Genomic DNA, 16,356 nt, shown 5'->3' with positions numbered 1-16,356 from the left:
CGATGGACGCGACGATCGACCGCCGGGCGTTGCTGGGCAGCGCGGCGCTGCTGGCCGGCTGCACCACGATGGGTGCGGGAGGCGCGGGGCGGGAGAGGCGTGATTTCGTGCGCCGCGACGGCATGCGCTTGATGGCGGGCGGGCGCCGCTATCGCTTCGCGGGTGCGAACATCTGGTATGCCGCCTATCTCGGCGCGGACGCCGCCTACGGCAATCGCGCGCGCCTGATGCGCGAGCTCGATGCGCTGAAGGCCATGGGGGTCACGAACCTGCGCATCCTCGCTTCGGCTGAGGAAGGTCCGCTGCGCAACGCGATCACGCCGGGGTTCCGCGGGCCGGGATCGAACTGGAACCAGACGTTGCTCGGCGGACTCGATTTCGCACTTGCCGAAATGGCGAAACGCAACATGCGCGCCGTGCTCTATCTGACCAATTTCTGGGAATGGTCCGGCGGCATGATGACCTATCTATCATACGTAAACGGCGGCAATTTCATAAACAACAACGATCCGGCGCATCCATGGCCGGCATTCGCGAACTTCAATGCGCAGTTCTATGGCAACGATCGCGCGGTCGGCCTCTACCATGACTGGGTGCGCGCATTGGTCGGCCGCACCAATGGCGTGACGGGACAGGCCTATGCCGATGATCCGACGATCATGGCCTGGCAGCTCGCCAACGAGCCGCGTCCGGCGGGCGACGTGGCTCACGCCGATCTGCCGGCCTTCTATGCCTGGGTGCAGGGCACGGCGCGACTGATCAAGTCGCTCGACCGCAACCATCTCGTCTGCACCGGGTCGGAGGGGCTGAAGGGATGCCTCGAACGTGCCGACATCGTGCTCGGCGAACATGGGATCGCGGAGATCGACTATCTGACCGCGCACATCTGGCCCAACAACTGGGATTGGGTGCGTCAGGCCGATCTGGCGAACACCTTCGCCAATGGCGAGGCGCTGACCCACGACTATATCGCCCGGCACGTTGGCTTTGCGCGGACGCTGGACAAACCGCTGATCATCGAGGAATTCGGATATCCCCGCGACGGCGGCAGCGACGATCCTGCCGTGTCGACGCGCTACAAGGACCGCTTCTACGGCCTGATCTACGCCGCCGTAGAGCAGGACATGGCCTCTGGCGGTCCCATCGCCGGCACCAACTTCTGGGCCTGGAACGGCGAGGCGCGCGCCCAGCATCCCGACTTCCGCTTCCGGCCCGGCGACCTCCAGTACATGGGCGATCCCCCGCACGAGCCGCAGGGGTGGTACGGCATCTTCACCGGGGACACGACCGTACGGCTGGTCGCCGACCATGCCGCCGCGGTCGCGCGCATGACGGCTTAGAGGTCGCTCCACCTGCGTGGGATCGGTGCAGGCCGTCACCCCCACGCGGCCAACCACGCGGCGAAACCTGAATGGGCGTCCGGCGGGGCGAAGGCCGGAACCTCGGCGATCCAGCCTTGCTGGATCGTACATTAGCCCACCCCCGTCACCCCGCGCGTCGTCGCGGGGATCGAGGAGCGTGATCGCCAGCGATAGCTTACCAGATCCGGACCCGATCCTCGGGTGCGAGATACTGTTTCTGGCTGGGGTCGATGTTCCAGGCCGCATACCACGCATCGACGTTGCGCAGCGGATTGACCGCGCGGATCTGACCCGGCGAGTGCGGATCGCTAACAAGTTGCTGGCGAAGCGCTTCGTTGCGGAACAGCGTCCGCCACACCTGCCCCCAGCCGAGGAAGAACCGCTGGTCGCCGGTGAACCCGTCGATGACGGGCGCGGGCTTGCCGCCGAGCGAATTGTGGTAGGCGTCGAGCGCGATCAGCACGCCGCCCAGATCGCCGATATTCTCACCCATCGAGGCGCGGCCGTTGATGTGGATGCCGGGCAGCCCATCGAAGCTATAGGCCTCGTATTGGCCACCGAGGCGGCTGGCCTGCGCCTCGAATTTGGTCGCATCCTCTGCGGTCCACCAGTCGCGTAGCACGCCATGTCCGTCCGACTTGCGACCCTGGTCGTCGAAGCCGTGGCTGATCTCGTGGCCGATGACGCCGCCGATGCCGCCGTAGTTCACGGCATCATCGGCCTTCGGATCGAAGAAGGGCGGCTGAAGGATCGCGGCCGGGAAGACGATCTCGTTCTTGACCGAGTTGTAATAGGCGTTGACCGTCTGCGGCGTCATGCCCCATTCCGCCTTATCGACCGGATTGCCGATGCGGCGACGCCGATAGTCCCATTCGAACCGCTGCGCCGCCTCGGCATTGCCGACGAGATCGTGGGGCCTGACCTGCAGCGCGGTGTAATCGCGCCATTTGTCGGGATAGCCGATCTTGACGTTGAACCCCTGCAGCTTGTCGAGTGCCTGCGCCTTGGTCGCCGTGCCCATCCAGGTCAGATTGCGAATCCGGCCGGCCAGCGCCACGCGCAGATTGCCGACGAGCCGATCCATCTTCGCCTTGGATTCGGGCGGGAAATAGAGCGCGACATAATCGCGGCCGATCCCCTCGCCGATGCCGTTCTCGGTGAAGGCGACGGCACGCTTCCAGCGTTCGCGCTGCTGCGGCTGGCCGTTCAGGAACTTGGAGCGGAAATCGAAATGCGCGTCGACGAAGCGCTTCGACAATAGCGGCGCCATATCGTCCGCGATGCGAAATGCTTCCCACGCCTTGAGCGTCGACAAATCCGTGTCGGTGAACACCTTGGCGATACCGGGGAAGGCGGTGTTCTGCGCGACGATGACTCGGTCAGCGGAATCGATACCCGCAGCCTTGAAGAAGGTCGGCCATGCGAAGCCCGGCGCCTGTGCCGTCAGCTGCGCCAGCGTCATCGGATTATAGGTCTTGTCGCGGTCGCGGCTCTGCGCCCGCGTCCAGTGCGCCGACGCGAGCCGGGTCTCCATCGCCACGACCGCATCTGCCGACGCCGCCGGGTCGGGCCAACCGGCGAAGGTCAGCATCTCCGCGACATATTGCCGGTATCGTGCGACCTGTGGCGCGAACTTGGGGTCGAGGTAGAGGTCACGGTCCCCCAGCCCGAGGCCGGACTGGCGCAGGTAGAGCGCGTAGATATCGGGCTGCTTTGCATCGTCATTGATGCCGGGCGCGAAGAAGCTCGCCCCGAATCCGCCCAGCGATCGGCCCATCAGCCCCGCGATGTCGGCCTTCGATGCGGCGGCCTTGACCGGGGCGAGACGCTGGACCAACGGCGCGGCGTCCAGGCGATCCGCCGTCGCCGCGTCCATATAATCGGCGTAGAGGATCGCGGCCTTCATGCGATCGGGATGCGCCGTATCGGCGGCCCCATAGCCGGAAATCAGGCTTCGCAGCCGCTGTTCGGAGATGTCCCGCAACACGGCGAATGCACCGTAGGAGGACCGGTCGGCGGGAATCTGCGTGCGTGCCGCCCAGGCGCCGTTGACGAAACGGAACCAATCATCACCGGGCTTGACGCTGCGATCCATGCCGCTGGTGTCGAAGCCCCAGCTTCCATAGCGTTCGGGCTGCGTGCTATCCTGACGCTCGGCAGCCGTCGCGCGGGTCACCTGCCCGGTGGCAGACATGCTGAGCGACGAGGCCCCGAGCAGGGCAACGAACGTCAGTTGCTTCAACATCAAGCCATCTCTCCATCCAAAGGTCAGGCCACCTTACGCGAATGATCGCGGGCCGCTAGACGTAAGATGCTGTTTAAAAACGCAATCACTCTCGGCAAGCGGAGCCTTGGCGTCGTCCGTTCTTATGCCGGTTCGTCTGCCGGCAGGCGCGGAGGCTTTGGGCCCTGTTGTGGAAAGCGTTCGTTCTGCGGGGGCGCATCGTCCGGGGGCGCCAGTCCTCGCGCCGCCGCACCGTGAGATATGGCCGCGATCGTCAGGCATCGACCGGCGGTGCTATGCTGTTCCGGCAAGCGCACCTTCGTCGACGTCCGCTTCCGCCTCGGCATCGACGCCATGGTCCAGCCTGGCCTCGTCGGCGGCGAAGGCAGCGGCATCCTCGTCCGTGATCCCGAACCGTGCCGCTACATCGGGGGCGAAACGCAGCAGATCCGGGCGCAGGCGCAGCAGGCTGAGATCCTTGGACTTGCCCTCCATCATCACGTCGAAAACCAGTCCCTCCGCCATGCGCATGAAGGTGGCGAACTCGAAAGGATTGGTAAAGTCGGCATGGCCCGTCCAGATCGGCGGTCGCAGCACCGTCTTCACACGTGCGGCGGCCTTCACCGGCGCCTTCAGCAGCTCGCCCTTTCGGGTCTTGGCGGTTCCGGATTTCGCCGCGGCGCGAGCCTTCGGCGTGATCTTCTGTTTGATCTCTCGTAATTCGGTGCGTGGCGACGAGAAATGGATCTTGGGACGTACGCCGTCGGGCCAAGTCGCCAGGAAGCGCTCCAGCGTTTCGCGCATGTCGAGCCGCTCGGGGTTGAGGCACCACATATGCTGATAGTCGAAGATGAGCCGGACGCCGGTGCGCTCGTGAATCCACAGCACGTCGGCCGCCGAGAAACGCGTGTCGTCGTTTTCGAGGACGAGTCGCCGCTTGACGTGCTCGGGGCATTGTTCCCAACCTTCGATCCAGCGCGCGCGGCTTGCCGCGTGATCGTCGTAGACACCGCCGACGTGCGTGACGACCACGGCTTCGTCGTCCAGGCCCATGCGGTCCAGCATCTCGGCCTGGCTCGACAGGTCCCAGATGCTCTTCTTTGTCAGCGCCGGATTGGGCGCATTGAGCAGCACATATTGCGACGGATGAAACGATAGGCGGATGTCGTACTGCCTCGCCTTTGCTCCGAAGGCGCGAAGTTCGGCGTCGCTGTCCGCCACCATCGAATGGAACTGCGGCATGTCCGGATGCGTGGCGTAGGGCGCGATGTCGGACGACATCCGGTACATGTCGAGCTTCTCGGACTTGAGGTAGTCGAGCACGCTATCGAGAAGTTCGAGCGAGCATTTCAGGTGCGGGTTCTTCTGCCACCGCCGGCTGTCCTGGCTTTTCAGGTCCGGTCTTCCCATTACCTTGACGGGAAAGCCGAGACGCAAGGGACGGTTCGTGCTGGTCATGCGTGTACCCTGTACCGTGGGCGGGGCAGGCCCGTGATGAGGCCATGATCGGTGCGCGAAGACACCTGTCAGTCGTCGCGGGCGAGGATGCCGCGATTGAGCGCCTGCCTGACGCGATCGAGCAGGTCGCTTCGCCGATAGGGCTTGCCGAGGACATCCAGACCGGCGCGCATCGGGCCTTCGGCCACCAGTTCCTCGTTATAGCCTGTCGTCATCAGGACGGGCAGATCGGGCGCACGTCGGGCGATCTCTCCGGCAAGGACGATGCCATTGATACCGCCCGGCATGATCAGATCGGTGAACAGAAGGTCCAGCGCCCCCGACGGCAGCGATTCGAAGAGTTCGAGCGCCGCCTTTCCGGTCTCGGCGGTCGATACGCGATAGCCGACCCCCTCCAATATCTCCCGCGCCAGCGCGAGCACTTCGGTGCTGTCTTCCACGACGAGGATATGCGCACCAGCTCGATCGCCGTCCGCCTGAGCGGAGACCGGCGGGAGGGAGGCGACGGGCTTGTCGGGGGCTCCATCGGTCGCCGAGGGAAACAGCAGGCGGACCGTCGTGCCCTGGCCGGCCTTGCTGTCGATCTCCAGCCGGCCCCGCGACTGCTGGACGAAACCGGACGTCATGGCCAGGCCGAGGCCTGTACCCTTGCCCTGGCCCTTCGTGGTGAAGAAAGGTTCGGTGGCGCGTTCCGCGACATGGGGCGGCATGCCCTGGCCCTGGTCGCGGACCTCCACGACGACATATTCCCCCGGCGAGAGTTCGCGTGACGATGCGTCCCCGTCGAGCAGCAGCTTGCTGGTCACGATCTCGATCAGACCGCCGTTCGGCATTGCATCGCGCGCGTTGATCGCGATGTTCAGGACCGCCATTTCGAACTGCTCGGGATCCAATACAGCCCGGGGCAGGCCACGCCTCAGGGTCAGCTGCAGCTCCGTCTGCTTGCCGAGCGAACTTTCGAGGACGTCGCAGAAGCCATGGATGGTGGCATTCACGTCGACCGGTCGCGGATCGAGACGCGACTTGCGGGCGAAGGCGAGCAGCTGGCCCGTCAGCTTGGCGCCCTTTTCGGCCGCCGTGCGGGCGCTTTGGATATAGCGGCTGATCCGATCGTCCTCAACGCGCGCCGCGGCCAGTTCGAGGTTGCCGTTCACGACCTGGAGCAGATTGTTGAAATCATGCGCCAGCCCGGCGGTCAACTGACCCACGGCTTCCATCTTCTGCGTCTGGAGCAGCGTCTTCTCGCTCTCGCGGCGGCGGGTCACGTCGATTTGGCTGGCGAAGAAGTAAAGGAGCTTGCCCGACGCGTCGTGGATGGGACCGATGAATACCGCGTTCCAGAAAGGCGTGCCGTCCCGCTTGTAGTTGAGCAGTTCGAGCGCGATCGAATCCTCGGCCTCGATGGCCTCCCGCAGCTTGGCCACCTCGCCCCGGTCGGTCTGCGCGCCCTGCAGAAAGCGACAGTTGCGGCCGACCACTTCTTCCTTTTCGTACAGCGTCAGATCGAGGAAGGCGTTGTTGGCGAAGACGATGGGGTTGTCGTCCTGATGCGGGTCGGTGATGACCATCGGCATCCGCGTCATCTCGATTGCGGCGAAGAAGACGTTGCCGCGCGCATCGAGACCCGGTTCGGTGATCGTCGCTTCCTGCCAGTGATGTATGCCGGAGGTCTCGATCGGCTCCCGCGCCCCGACATCCATGCTGCCCTCGGCCGGCGTGCCGGTGCTTTGGCCCCCGGCGTCGGCAAGCTTTTCCATGTCTTGGCCGGTCAACGTCTTCTCCCGTCTGTCGGCAGCTTACGGCTTGCAAACATTCCGGAGGCGCGTTCGGGTCCTTCGCCAGCACGGCTGGTCATGCGTTTCATCGGTGTCGGGGCGCCTGTCGTTCCGCCGCATCAGCGCCGCCGGTCCGCGCGCATCTCATCGCGATCCTGTGTTTCTCCGGTCCGACTCCCGCAGGGGCAGGCCCCGCCGGGGCGCCGGTCTATCGCCTGCGCGCGCTCCCATCGAGCCACCCTTCGTCGGCAAGCCAGTCCGCCAGGCGATCCGGCCAATGGAGGATCGAAATGCGGTTGGACTCGTCCAGGTTGAAGGCATGGTCCGCGCCGGCATACATGTGCAGTTCGGCGGACACGTGCGCCTCACGCAGCTGCTGATACAGGGCGACGGAGGGTGCGGCACAACATTGGTCCAGCGATCCGGCCGTGATGAAGGCGGGCGGTGCGTGCGAGGCGTCGCTGGCCGGCAGGCCGACCGGCCCTGGGAACACGAGGATCTGGAAGTCGGGTCGCGCGCTCAACCGGTCCGTGGCGTCGGTCACCGGCCTTCCCGCGGGTTCCGGATTGTCCGCGATGAGAGAGACCAGCTCGCCGCCGGCGGAAAATCCCATTATGCCCACACGGGTCGGATCGATGCCATAGTCCGCCGCATGCGCACGAACCCACCGCACCGCGCGACGCGCATCGTCCGCCGCGTCGCCGGCGACCGTATAGGTGGAACCCGGTTCGTTCGCGAGCCGATACTTCACCACGAAGGCGGTGACACCCATGCGGTTGAGCGCCGTCGCGACCTTCGTCCCTTCGTTGGTCCAGACGAGCAGGCGGTGACCGCCGCCCGGAAAGATGATGATAGCGGCGCCGCTCCGGTGTGCGGGATCGGCCGGAAACGCGATCAGCGAGGGATCGTGGATGTTGCGCACCCAATAATCCCGCGCGATCTCCGGCTCGCTACGTCTGGCTTTGGAGCCAGGCGCGCCGTTCGGCCAAAGCGGTATAGCCTTGAGGACCGGCGGCTTCGCGGGGGCGGGATCGTCGGCACGAAGGACGGCGGGCGTGGCCGCCGCCAGAAGCGCCGCAGCGAGCAATCTCAACCACATAACGCCTCGCTCCGTTCCGAAAGCTGACTGCCGGGGACGCTTTCATGCGGCGGTTCGCGCCCGTTGGCTAGAGTCTGATCCACTTACGTGGGAGCGGTACCGGCCGTCACGCCCACCCGGCCGTGCCGGCCCGGGGGATTGGCGCTGCCGTTCGGAACCGGGACAAGCGATGGCGGGGCAGGGTGACCCGCTCGCGGCGACGCCGATCCGCGACGCTCAGAGTTCCTCCAGCGCCTCGACCAGCCGGTCCACCTCGTCGGCGGTGCTGTAGTGGCAGAGCCCCACGCGAACGAGCCCGCCCTGATCGTCGAGGCCCAGGCGGCGGATGGCCTCGACGGCGTAGAAATGTCCCGCCCAGGCGAAGATGTCGCGTGCCGCGAGATGGCGCGCGATCGCGGCGGGGCTATGTCCCGCCACAGTGAAGGCGAAGGTCGGGACGCGTCCGTCCATGGTCGGCGGCCCATACAGCCGCAGGCCGGGGATGCGCGCCAGGCCGGCGAGCAGCCGCTCGCCGAGCATTCGCTCATAGTCGACGCTCGCCGCCATCGCCGCGAGCAGGCGGGAGCGGCGACTGTTGGCGAGGGGATCGATCTGGCGCCCGAGCCATTCCAGATAGTCGATGGTGCCGAGTACGCCGGCCTGACCTTCGAACGAGGGCGTGCCCGTTTCGAAGCGATGCGCGCCATCCGTGCCGGCCGGGCGAACCTTGTACGCCTGGATCTGGTCCAGCAAGGTCGCGCGGCCCCAGAGCACGCCCTGGTGCGGACCGAAGAACTTGTACGGCGAACAGGCGAGCAGGTCGCATCCGATCGCCGTCACGTCGGTGGCGACGTGCGGAACCGATTGTACCGCATCGACATAGACCATGGCGTCCGCATGCTGTCGCACGATGGCCGTGGCCGCGGCTATGTCGTTCAGCGTTCCGAGCGCGTTGCTCGCCGCCCCGATCGCCACCAGTCGCGTGCGCGCGTCGAGCAGGTCCGGCAACGCCTCCAGCAGCAGCCGGCCGCTGTCCGGATCGAAGTCGAGCCAGCGGATGTCCATGCCGCGGTCCGCCGCGACCGCCAGCCAGGGGGCGACATTGGCGTCATGATCGAGCCTGGTCACGATGAGATTGTCGCCGGCCGACCAGTGTCTCGCCAACGCGCGCGATACCGCGAACGTCAGCGACGTCATATTGGGTCCGAAGGCGATCTCCTCGGCACGACCGCCGAGCAGATCGGCCATCGCCTGGTGAGCCTCTTCGCTCAGCCGATCGACCGCACGCGATGTCGCGAAGGCGCCACCCGCATTGGCGGTGCCGGTGTTAAGGTGCGCGACCATGCGCTCGATTGCCGCCGCGCAGACCTGCGTTCCTCCGGGCGCGTCGAAGAAGGCACGATGGTCGAGCGCGGGAAAGCGCGCCCGGACGGCGTCGATGGGAAAGGTCATGTCACGATGTGTCCAACACCCGACGCCGCCGCGCAAGCGCATGCCGGCGAGGCGGGCCGGCAGGGGCCATGGCCGGTCGGCAGGGCCGTGCGCACTCGCGCCCAGCATGCCGCACTGGCGGCGGCGGGTCGAGGCGCCGGCGAAGATGCGCTATCGATCCACATCGCGCGTCCGTCAGCCGTTCCGGCACAGACCTGTGTTCTGACGCGGCCGGCGTGCTAAGGGCGCCGCCATGTCGAAAACGCAAAGCAACGGCGGCGCCGTCCTTGTCGATGGCGCCACCTATGATTGGCACCTCCAGCGCGAGCCGCATCAGTCGGACGACGAGGGATGGAAGGGGATGACGATCGCCCTTCTCGAGCGCGACGCGCAACGCGAGGCATGGGTGCAGTTTCCGCCTCCCAAGCGGCTATTGAAGGGTTTGCCGCGCGGTCGCCTGCAGCTGGATGACGCCACGATTTCGCGCTGCGTGCGGGCCGCCCTGGCGGCGGGTTGGGAGCCCATGTCGCGGGGCAAGCCGGTGGTCTTCATGGTCGATGCGGACGGCAATTGACCCGGCAGGATCGGCGGATCGCGCCGCGCGCGACGGTGGAGTCCGGCCCGATCGGCCCAGGATCGGTATTCCGCCTGCACGTGACCCGGGGCAGATCGAATCTCGGTGACGCTGCCAGCGCATGGCTGGCCATGCCGCGTCGCGTAAAGGCGTCTCGCAGCGGGCGTTATCGGGACGGGCGCGATGCGGCTGATTTCGTTTTTCGGAACCTGGAGCTGACGTGAATTATCGCCATTCCTTTCATGCGGGCAACAGTGCCGATGTCGTCAAGCATTGCCTGTTGATCGAGCTCGTCCGCGCGTTGCAGCAAAAGCAGGGCGGGTTGACGCTGATCGACACCCATGCCGGTTGCGGCCTGTACGATCTCCAGGGTGATGAGGCCCAACGCACGGGCGAATCCGTGCAAGGCGTGCTGCGGGCAGCGGCCGATCGCAACCCGCTTCTGGATGACTATCGTGCCGCCGTCCGGGCGGTCAACGTCGGCGACGAGCCGAGGCTCTACCCCGGATCACCGCGCATTCTCGCGCAGTGTCTGCGCCCGCAGGACTCCCTGATCCTCAACGAAAAGCATCCGGAAGACGCCTACACGCTGCGCGGGGCGATGCGCGGTACGTCCGCTGCCGTGCACCAGCGCGACGCCTACGAGTTCTGGCTGGCGATGGTCCCGCCCCGTACCGCGCGGGGCGTCGTCGTCGTCGACCCGCCGTACGAGCAGACGGATGAGCGCGAACGGATCACCGCCACCCTTGGCGCCGCACACCGTAAGTGGGGCCATGGCGTGACCGTGATCTGGTATCCGTTGAAGGAGCGCATGACGCATGGGCGGTGGAAGGAGCAGATGCGCAGGCTCGCCATCCCCAAGTTCCTCACGGTGGAGCATTGGCTGTACGACCAGGATCAGCCCGGCATCTATAACGGCGCCGGCCTGTTCATCATCAATCCGCCCTATGCCTTCGTCCAGACGCTGCCTCCGTTGCTGGAGGCCCTGCGCGCCGTGCTGGCACCAGAGGGCCATAACGGCGCGATCACGACCGATTGGCTGAACCGGTAGGGCGAAGCGCGGGCAGGGGGCTTTCCCCGGCGATGTGCTGCCGCTTGCGTTGACCGCGCCGGATCGTGGGCCGGATCCGCCGGACTCCCGGCGCGCATGCATTACGGGTGGGGAGCCCGGCGCTCCCGGTAGGCGCCGCTGCCGGTGCTGGTCGGCATGGACCGCACACGGACGAAAATGGCGCGCCCGGCTGGATTCGAACCAGCGGCCCCAAGCTTAGAAGGCTCGTGCTCTATCCAACTGAGCTACGGGCGCGCGCGGGAATGCGATTAGCGCGGATTGTGCGGCAGCGGAACAGCGATATGGTGCAGGGGTCATGATCCAGTCCGTCGAACGCCCCGTCGATGCCGCCGCCATGCAGGGGGCGGCATTTCGCTACTACGACTTCGTCATGGCCGCGTTCGTCGCGCTGCTGCTCCTGTCCAACGTGATCGGGGCGGGCAAGGTCGCGGTGGTGCACCTGCCCGTCGTCGGCGACTGGCCGTTCGGCGCCGGCATCCTGTTCTTTCCCGTCAGCTACGTGATCGGCGACGTGCTGACCGAGGTCTACGGCTATGCCCGGGCGCGTCGGGTCATCTGGGCTGGCTTCGCCGCGGTCGTGTTCATGGCATTCATGGCCTATGTCGTCGTCGCGCTGCCGCCCGCGCCGTCCTGGACCAACCAGGCAGCGTATGAAACGATCTTCGGCCAGGTGCCGCGGATCGTCTTTGCCAGTGTTTGTGCGTTCTGGGCGGGCGAGTTCGTCAATTCCTACGTCATGGCGCGGATGAAGCTGTGGACGGAGGGGCGCCACCTCTGGACCCGCACGATCGGCTCGACCGTGGTGGGGGAGGGCGTGGACAGCTTGATCTTCTACCCGCTCGCATTCCTGGGCGCCGAAGGCTGGACGCCGGCGCTGGTCGTCACCGTGCTGTTCACGCAATGGGCGCTCAAGGTGGGCTGGGAGGTGCTGCTTACGCCCGTCACCTATGCCGTGGTCGGCTGGCTGAAGCGAGCCGAGGGGGTCGATGTGTTCGACCGCGGCACCAACTTCTCGCCGTTCCGCACACGGCTTTGATCGCGCCGCGGCGACTTACGCGCCGACCGTTTCCAGCACGCCCTCGAAGAGGCGACGTCCGTCCGTGCCGCCATGCGCGGTCTCGATCTTGCGCTCCGGATGCGGCATCATGCCGAGCACATTGCCGGCGGTGTTGACGATCCCCGCGATGTTCCGCGCCGAGCCGTTGACCGCCTCGCCGTAGCGGAAGGCGACGCGGCCTTCGCCCTCGAGCCGATCCAGCGTCTCGGCATCCGCGAAATAATTGCCGTCATGGTGCGCGACCGGCACGGACAGCGTCTCGCCTGCGTCGTAGCGGCTGGTGAAGGCGGTCTGCGCATTGTCGACCGTCAGAGCGACGTCGCGGCACACGAAATTGAGCCCGGCGTTGCGCATCAACGCGCCGGGCAGCAGCCCCGCCTCGGTCAGCACCTGAAAGCCGTTGCAGACGCCGAAGACCGGCAAGCCGCGGCCCGCCTGCTCGACGACCGCGCGCATGATCGGCGAACGGGCCGCGATCGCCCCGGACCGCAGGTAATCGCCATAGGAGAAGCCGCCAGGCACGGCGACAAAGCCGATACCCTGCGGCAGCTCGGTGTCGGCATGCCACACCATCATGGGCTTGACCCCGGTCACCGCCTCCAGCGCGACGGCGAGGTCACGGTCGCAATTCGATCCCGGAAAGACGATGACGGCGGTCTTCATGTCAGGCGCGCTCCACCCGGAAATTCTCGATCACGGTGTTGGCAAGCAGCTGGCGGCACATGCCGTCGATCGCCTCGTCGGTCGTCGAGTCGGCGACCTCGAGCTCGAACATCTTGCCCGCGCGGACGTCCTCGACGCCCTCGAAGCCCAGGCTGCCGAGCGCGTGGTGGATCGCCCGGCCCTGGGGGTCGAGCACGCCGGGCTTCAGCGTCACGAAGATACGCAGCTTCATCTTACTCACCCCAGCCTTTACTTGCCACGCCGCTTGCGGTGGGAGTCGAGATCGAGCACCGCCGAATCCTCACCCTCTGGCATCAGGCCCAGCCGCCTCGCGACCTCCTGATAGGCCTCCGCCTCGCCGCCCAGGTCGCGGCGGAAACGGTCCTTGTCGAGCTTCTCGCCGCTCGTCATGTCCCACAGCCGGCAGCCGTCCGGGCTGATCTCGTCAGCCAGGATGATCCGGCCATAGTCGTTGTCCCAGATCCGGCCGAACTCGAGCTTGAAGTCGACCAGGCGGATGCCGATGCCCGCGAACAGGCCGGTCAGGAAGTCGTTCACGCGGATCGCAAGGTCGGCGATGTCGTGCATCTCCTCCTGGCTCGCCCAGCCAAACGCGGCGATATGCTCGTCGGTGATCATCGGATCGCCGAGCGCGTCGTCCTTGTAATAATATTCGATGATCGTGCGGGGGAGCTTAGTACCCTCCTCGATCCCCAGCCGCTTCGACAGCGACCCCGCCGCGACATTGCGCACGACGACCTCGATCGGCACGATCTCGACCTGCCGGATCAGCTGCTCGCGCATGTTGAGGCGGCGGATGAAATGCGTCGGCACGCCGATCGCGTCGAGCAGGGTGAAGACATGCTCGCTGATCCGGTTGTTGAGCACGCCCTTGCCGTTGATCGTGCCCTTCTTCTGGGCGTTGAACGCGGTGGCGTCATCCTTGAAATACTGGATCAGCGTGCCCGGCTCGGGCCCCTCGTAGAGGATCTTGGCCTTGCCCTCGTAGATCTGGCGGCGGCGAGCCATGTGCGGTTGTCCCCTGGAAACGGTGAGCCCCGGCGACGCCCTTGACGCGGCCGGGGCAGGATCGATGGCGCCTATAGGGGAAGGGGGGCGGGGGTGCAATCTTTGGCGCGTGCGGCGCCGGCCATCAGACGCGCGTCAGGCCGTCGCCCTCGACGATCAGGCCGATCCCGATCGGGTTGCGGAGCGCCGCTGGAACGTCGACCGCGATCGCGTCGGCGGTCGGCCTGAACGAAAGCGGGGCCGGGTCGCCCGGCACGGTGATCCGTCGCACCGATCCCTGCTTCGCCAGCGCGGGCAGCCGCACCACGCCGTCGTCGGGCCATCCCAGCGCAAAGGCGTGGACCGCGTTGCCCCTGCGGACATATCGGATATCGCGGGCCGTATAGGGACTGTCCTTGCCGCCCTCGTTGAAATCGCCGCCGGCGGCGCGCGTCGGCCCCTCGCCCGACAGGTGCCAGGGACGCGTACCGTAGATCGCCGAACCGTAGCGCCCCATCCACGCGGCGATCGCCTCGACGATCGCTTCCTCCTTCTCGTCGATCGTGCCGTCGCCCCGCATCGGCACCGACAGCATCAAATTGCCATTCTTCGACACGACATCGCACAAGGTGTGGATCACCTTGGCCGGCGTCTTGTAGCCGTCGCTCTCGTACAGATCGCGATCATAGTGCCAGTTGCCCAGGCATGTGTCGGTCTGAAAGGGAAAGGGCTGGATGTCGTCGTGCACGCCGCGCTCGACATCGTCGACGATGCCGCCGCGTCGGTCCGCGGGCGTGCCCTTTGCGGTGACCACCGCCTCGTTGCGGCCGCCGTGCCAGCGCATCGACTGGTTGTAGAAATGCGCGGTGATGTCGAGCCCGGCCTGGCCGAGGGGCAGCGAGAAATTGTCGAAGTAGATCATGTCGGGACGATAGGCGTCGATCAGCTCGCGGCAGCGCAGCGACCAGCCGCGAACGAAATTCGGATTGGTCGCGGGCGGCGTTTCCGTCCACAGCCGGTCGTTTTTCTCGTGCCAGGCATTGGCGGCCGCGATCGACCGGAAGCCGTCGGGCATCACCATGGTCGGTCCGGTATAGAGCTGCTGCGGATCGAGGCCCTGCCACCAGCGCCCCTTGCCCTGCGCCATCGTCAGGCGCGCGGCGTCGTAGCGTCGACCGGCAAGCGGCCCTTCGGGATCGTAGCCATAGGCGGGTTGCAGCCAGTGCCAGGCGTGACCGGAATGATTGGAGACCGCGAAGCGCAGACCGCGCGCGCGGGCATGTCTGCTCCACTCGCCGATGATGTCGCGGCGGGGGCCGATCCGCGTGCTGTTCCACGCATGATGGCTCGAGGCATAGGAATCGAAATTGTCGTGGTGGTTCGCCAGCGCCATGAAATATCTGGCGCCGGCGCGCTGATACAGGTCGAGCAGCCGGGCGGGTTCCCAGCGCGCCGCGGTCCAGCGCGGATACATTTCCATGAAGCCCACCTCGGAAGGGTGGCCATAATGCTTCAGGTGATGGGCATAGGCGCGGGCACCCTGCAGGTACATTTCGCGCGCATACCAATCGCCCGCCTCCGGCACGCACTGCGCCGACCAATGTGCCCAGATGCCAAACTTGGCGTCGCGGAACCAGTCGGGCGCCGTATATCCGCCGACCAGTGAAGCCCATGTCGGCTCGAATGCCGCCCCGCTTGCGCCACGCGCCCGGCCGTCGAGCAGCGAAGCCGAACCAAGGGCCGCCGCGCCATGGAGGAAAGATCGCCGGTCCATCGTGATTTCGCGCCTCTCGATTATGTCGGATCAGAACCTAAGCCGGCCTTTCCACCATGTCGAGGTGGCGCAAGCCGTCATTCGCTGCGAAGATCCGGGAACAGCCGCGCCCACCAGCGCCTGCCCAGGCGGTGCCACGCCAACGCGAGCAGCAGAAGCATCACGCCGGGTGGCGCAAGCCATGCGATCAGTGTCAGGGTCGTCGCCAGCGTCCATGTCAGCGACGCATATCCGGCCTGCGCGGCCTCCAGCAGGCGCGGGACCAGGCCGACGCCCGATCCGGCGTCATAGCGGAACGAAATCGGCGTCGTCGTGACGCTGGCACGTGCGGACGCTCCCGCCGCTGCCGCCTGTCGCTGCGTCTCCAGCAACGCGGCGCGGCGCGCGAGCAGATCGGAGCGCATCTGCTGCGACAGGTCGGGGCGCACGAGCTGTCGGTCGACCTCTTCGAGATCCGCATGCGCGTCGGCCGCGCCGGCAGACGCGGCGTCCCGTTCCGGCGCCGCATCCGTTCCGACGATCTCTGCGCTGGTCAATGCGCCGCCGGCGGCCGCAATCCCCTTGATCCCGTCCCGTCCGAACCCTCGCGCGATCGGCGACGCGACGCGCAGGTCGAGACTCGCCGAGGCCATTCCCGCAGCGTCCAGGTGATAGGCCATGCCGGTGATGCGGCACCGGCCCGGACCGAGCCGCTCGCACGCCTCTGCATGCGCCTCCTGCGCCTCCGCGATCCTGCTCGATGGCAGGCGGAAGTCGTAGCGATAGGCGAAGGCGACATCCGTCGCCCGCGTCGCGGCGTCTCCGGGGCCAGTGTCGGGAGCCTTGCTGCAGCCAGCGACCAGCACGCACGCCAAACCGAACCCAAGCCACCGCATCGCGAC

14 protein-coding genes and 1 tRNA gene are annotated in these 16,356 nt (G+C 66.5%); 4 read left to right on the top strand and 11 right to left on the bottom strand.

The annotated features are described in order from the left end of the window. Positions 1–2: 2 nt before the first annotated feature. On the top strand, positions 3–1,340 hold the full coding sequence (locus IQ292_RS06940) for a glycoside hydrolase 5 family protein (protein WP_203309581.1): 1,338 nt from the start codon (positions 3–5) through the stop codon (positions 1,338–1,340). Between the two features lie 196 nt (positions 1,341–1,536). On the opposite strand, the gene IQ292_RS06935 is transcribed toward IQ292_RS06940, so the two are convergent. From IQ292_RS06935 to IQ292_RS06915, 5 genes are all read right to left on the bottom strand, one after another. Then, positions 1,537–3,606 (bottom strand): M13 family metallopeptidase, encoded by a 2,070-nt coding sequence (locus IQ292_RS06935; RefSeq protein WP_238940876.1) that lies wholly within the window; start codon positions 3,604–3,606, stop codon positions 1,537–1,539. Positions 3,607–3,879: 273 nt separating this feature from the next. Continuing rightward, positions 3,880–5,043, bottom strand: a complete 1,164-nt coding sequence (gene uvsE, locus IQ292_RS06930) for a UV DNA damage repair endonuclease UvsE (RefSeq protein ID WP_238940875.1) — start codon at positions 5,041–5,043, stop codon at positions 3,880–3,882. Between the two features lie 68 nt (positions 5,044–5,111). Further along, positions 5,112–6,815, bottom strand: a complete 1,704-nt coding sequence (locus IQ292_RS06925; protein WP_238940874.1) for a PAS domain-containing protein — start codon at positions 6,813–6,815, stop codon at positions 5,112–5,114. A gap of 211 nt (positions 6,816–7,026) precedes the next feature. Further along, positions 7,027–7,917, bottom strand: a complete 891-nt coding sequence (locus tag IQ292_RS06920) for an alpha/beta hydrolase (protein ID WP_203309580.1) — start codon at positions 7,915–7,917, stop codon at positions 7,027–7,029. 216 nt (positions 7,918–8,133) lie between these two features. After that, positions 8,134–9,348, bottom strand: a complete 1,215-nt coding sequence (locus IQ292_RS06915; RefSeq protein WP_203309579.1) for a cysteine desulfurase-like protein — start codon at positions 9,346–9,348, stop codon at positions 8,134–8,136. A gap of 232 nt (positions 9,349–9,580) precedes the next feature. On the opposite strand from IQ292_RS06915, the gene IQ292_RS06910 reads away from it, so the two are divergent. Continuing rightward, positions 9,581–9,901, top strand: coding sequence for a hypothetical protein (locus IQ292_RS06910; protein ID WP_203309578.1), 321 nt, complete (start codon positions 9,581–9,583; stop codon positions 9,899–9,901). A 220-nt stretch (positions 9,902–10,121) separates the two neighbouring features. Continuing rightward, a complete protein-coding gene (locus tag IQ292_RS06905) occupies positions 10,122–10,952 on the top strand; it encodes a 23S rRNA (adenine(2030)-N(6))-methyltransferase RlmJ (protein WP_203309577.1) in 831 nt (276 codons plus the stop codon). Positions 10,953–11,130: 178 nt separating this feature from the next. On the opposite strand, the gene IQ292_RS06900 is transcribed toward IQ292_RS06905, so the two are convergent. Beyond that, a tRNA-Arg gene (locus tag IQ292_RS06900) sits at positions 11,131–11,207 on the bottom strand. 61 nt (positions 11,208–11,268) lie between these two features. On the opposite strand from IQ292_RS06900, the gene IQ292_RS06895 reads away from it, so the two are divergent. After that, a complete protein-coding gene (locus IQ292_RS06895; protein WP_203309576.1) occupies positions 11,269–12,009 on the top strand; it encodes a queuosine precursor transporter in 741 nt (246 codons plus the stop codon). Positions 12,010–12,024: 15 nt separating this feature from the next. Here IQ292_RS06895 and purQ read toward each other — a convergent pair whose 3' ends face one another. The 5 genes from purQ to IQ292_RS06870 form a co-directional block, all read right to left on the bottom strand. Further along, positions 12,025–12,693, bottom strand: a complete 669-nt coding sequence (gene purQ / locus IQ292_RS06890) for a phosphoribosylformylglycinamidine synthase subunit PurQ (RefSeq protein ID WP_203309575.1) — start codon at positions 12,691–12,693, stop codon at positions 12,025–12,027. A gap of 1 nt (position 12,694) precedes the next feature. Then, positions 12,695–12,925: a phosphoribosylformylglycinamidine synthase subunit PurS gene (gene purS / locus IQ292_RS06885; protein ID WP_203309574.1), complete on the bottom strand. Its 231-nt coding sequence runs from the start codon at positions 12,923–12,925 to the stop codon at positions 12,695–12,697. A gap of 17 nt (positions 12,926–12,942) precedes the next feature. After that, positions 12,943–13,722 carry a phosphoribosylaminoimidazolesuccinocarboxamide synthase gene (gene purC, locus IQ292_RS06880; RefSeq protein ID WP_203309573.1) on the bottom strand — a complete coding sequence of 260 codons (780 nt, stop codon included), beginning with the start codon at positions 13,720–13,722 and terminating at the stop codon, positions 12,943–12,945. A gap of 124 nt (positions 13,723–13,846) precedes the next feature. Next, positions 13,847–15,475 (bottom strand): alpha-L-fucosidase, encoded by a 1,629-nt coding sequence (locus tag IQ292_RS06875; RefSeq protein WP_238940873.1) that lies wholly within the window; start codon positions 15,473–15,475, stop codon positions 13,847–13,849. A 77-nt stretch (positions 15,476–15,552) separates the two neighbouring features. Then, entirely contained in the window at positions 15,553–16,350 is a 798-nt protein-coding gene (locus tag IQ292_RS06870) for a hypothetical protein (protein WP_203309572.1), read from the bottom strand. Positions 16,351–16,356: the final 6 nt, after the last annotated feature.

The organism is Sphingomonas beigongshangi, from assembly GCF_016820445.1.
In the GTDB taxonomy this organism is placed as follows: Bacteria; Pseudomonadota; Alphaproteobacteria; order Sphingomonadales; family Sphingomonadaceae; genus Sphingomonas; species Sphingomonas beigongshangi.
Note: the sequence above shows the minus strand (reverse complement) of the source record. Positions and strands in the feature narration are given on the sequence as shown.

What these genes read in the sequence shown, in the direction of transcription:
- IQ292_RS06940 (WP_203309581.1), top strand. Translation starts at nt 3, where the DNA reads ATGGACGCGACGATCGACCGCCGGGCGTTGCTGGGCAGCGCGGCGCTG.
- IQ292_RS06935 (WP_238940876.1), bottom strand. Translation starts at nt 3,606, where the DNA reads ATGTTGAAGCAACTGACGTTCGTTGCCCTGCTCGGGGCCTCGTCGCTC.
- uvsE (WP_238940875.1), bottom strand. Translation starts at nt 5,043, where the DNA reads ATGACCAGCACGAACCGTCCCTTGCGTCTCGGCTTTCCCGTCAAGGTA.
- IQ292_RS06920 (WP_203309580.1), bottom strand. Translation starts at nt 7,917, where the DNA reads ATGTGGTTGAGATTGCTCGCTGCGGCGCTTCTGGCGGCGGCCACGCCC.
- IQ292_RS06915 (WP_203309579.1), bottom strand. Translation starts at nt 9,348, where the DNA reads ATGACCTTTCCCATCGACGCCGTCCGGGCGCGCTTTCCCGCGCTCGAC.
- IQ292_RS06910 (WP_203309578.1), top strand. Translation starts at nt 9,581, where the DNA reads ATGTCGAAAACGCAAAGCAACGGCGGCGCCGTCCTTGTCGATGGCGCC.
- IQ292_RS06895 (WP_203309576.1), top strand. Translation starts at nt 11,269, where the DNA reads ATGATCCAGTCCGTCGAACGCCCCGTCGATGCCGCCGCCATGCAGGGG.
- purQ (WP_203309575.1), bottom strand. Translation starts at nt 12,693, where the DNA reads ATGAAGACCGCCGTCATCGTCTTTCCGGGATCGAATTGCGACCGTGAC.
- purS (WP_203309574.1), bottom strand. Translation starts at nt 12,925, where the DNA reads ATGAAGCTGCGTATCTTCGTGACGCTGAAGCCCGGCGTGCTCGACCCC.
- purC (WP_203309573.1), bottom strand. Translation starts at nt 13,722, where the DNA reads ATGGCTCGCCGCCGCCAGATCTACGAGGGCAAGGCCAAGATCCTCTAC.
- IQ292_RS06875 (WP_238940873.1), bottom strand. Translation starts at nt 15,475, where the DNA reads ATGGACCGGCGATCTTTCCTCCATGGCGCGGCGGCCCTTGGTTCGGCT.
- IQ292_RS06870 (WP_203309572.1), bottom strand. Translation starts at nt 16,350, where the DNA reads ATGCGGTGGCTTGGGTTCGGTTTGGCGTGCGTGCTGGTCGCTGGCTGC.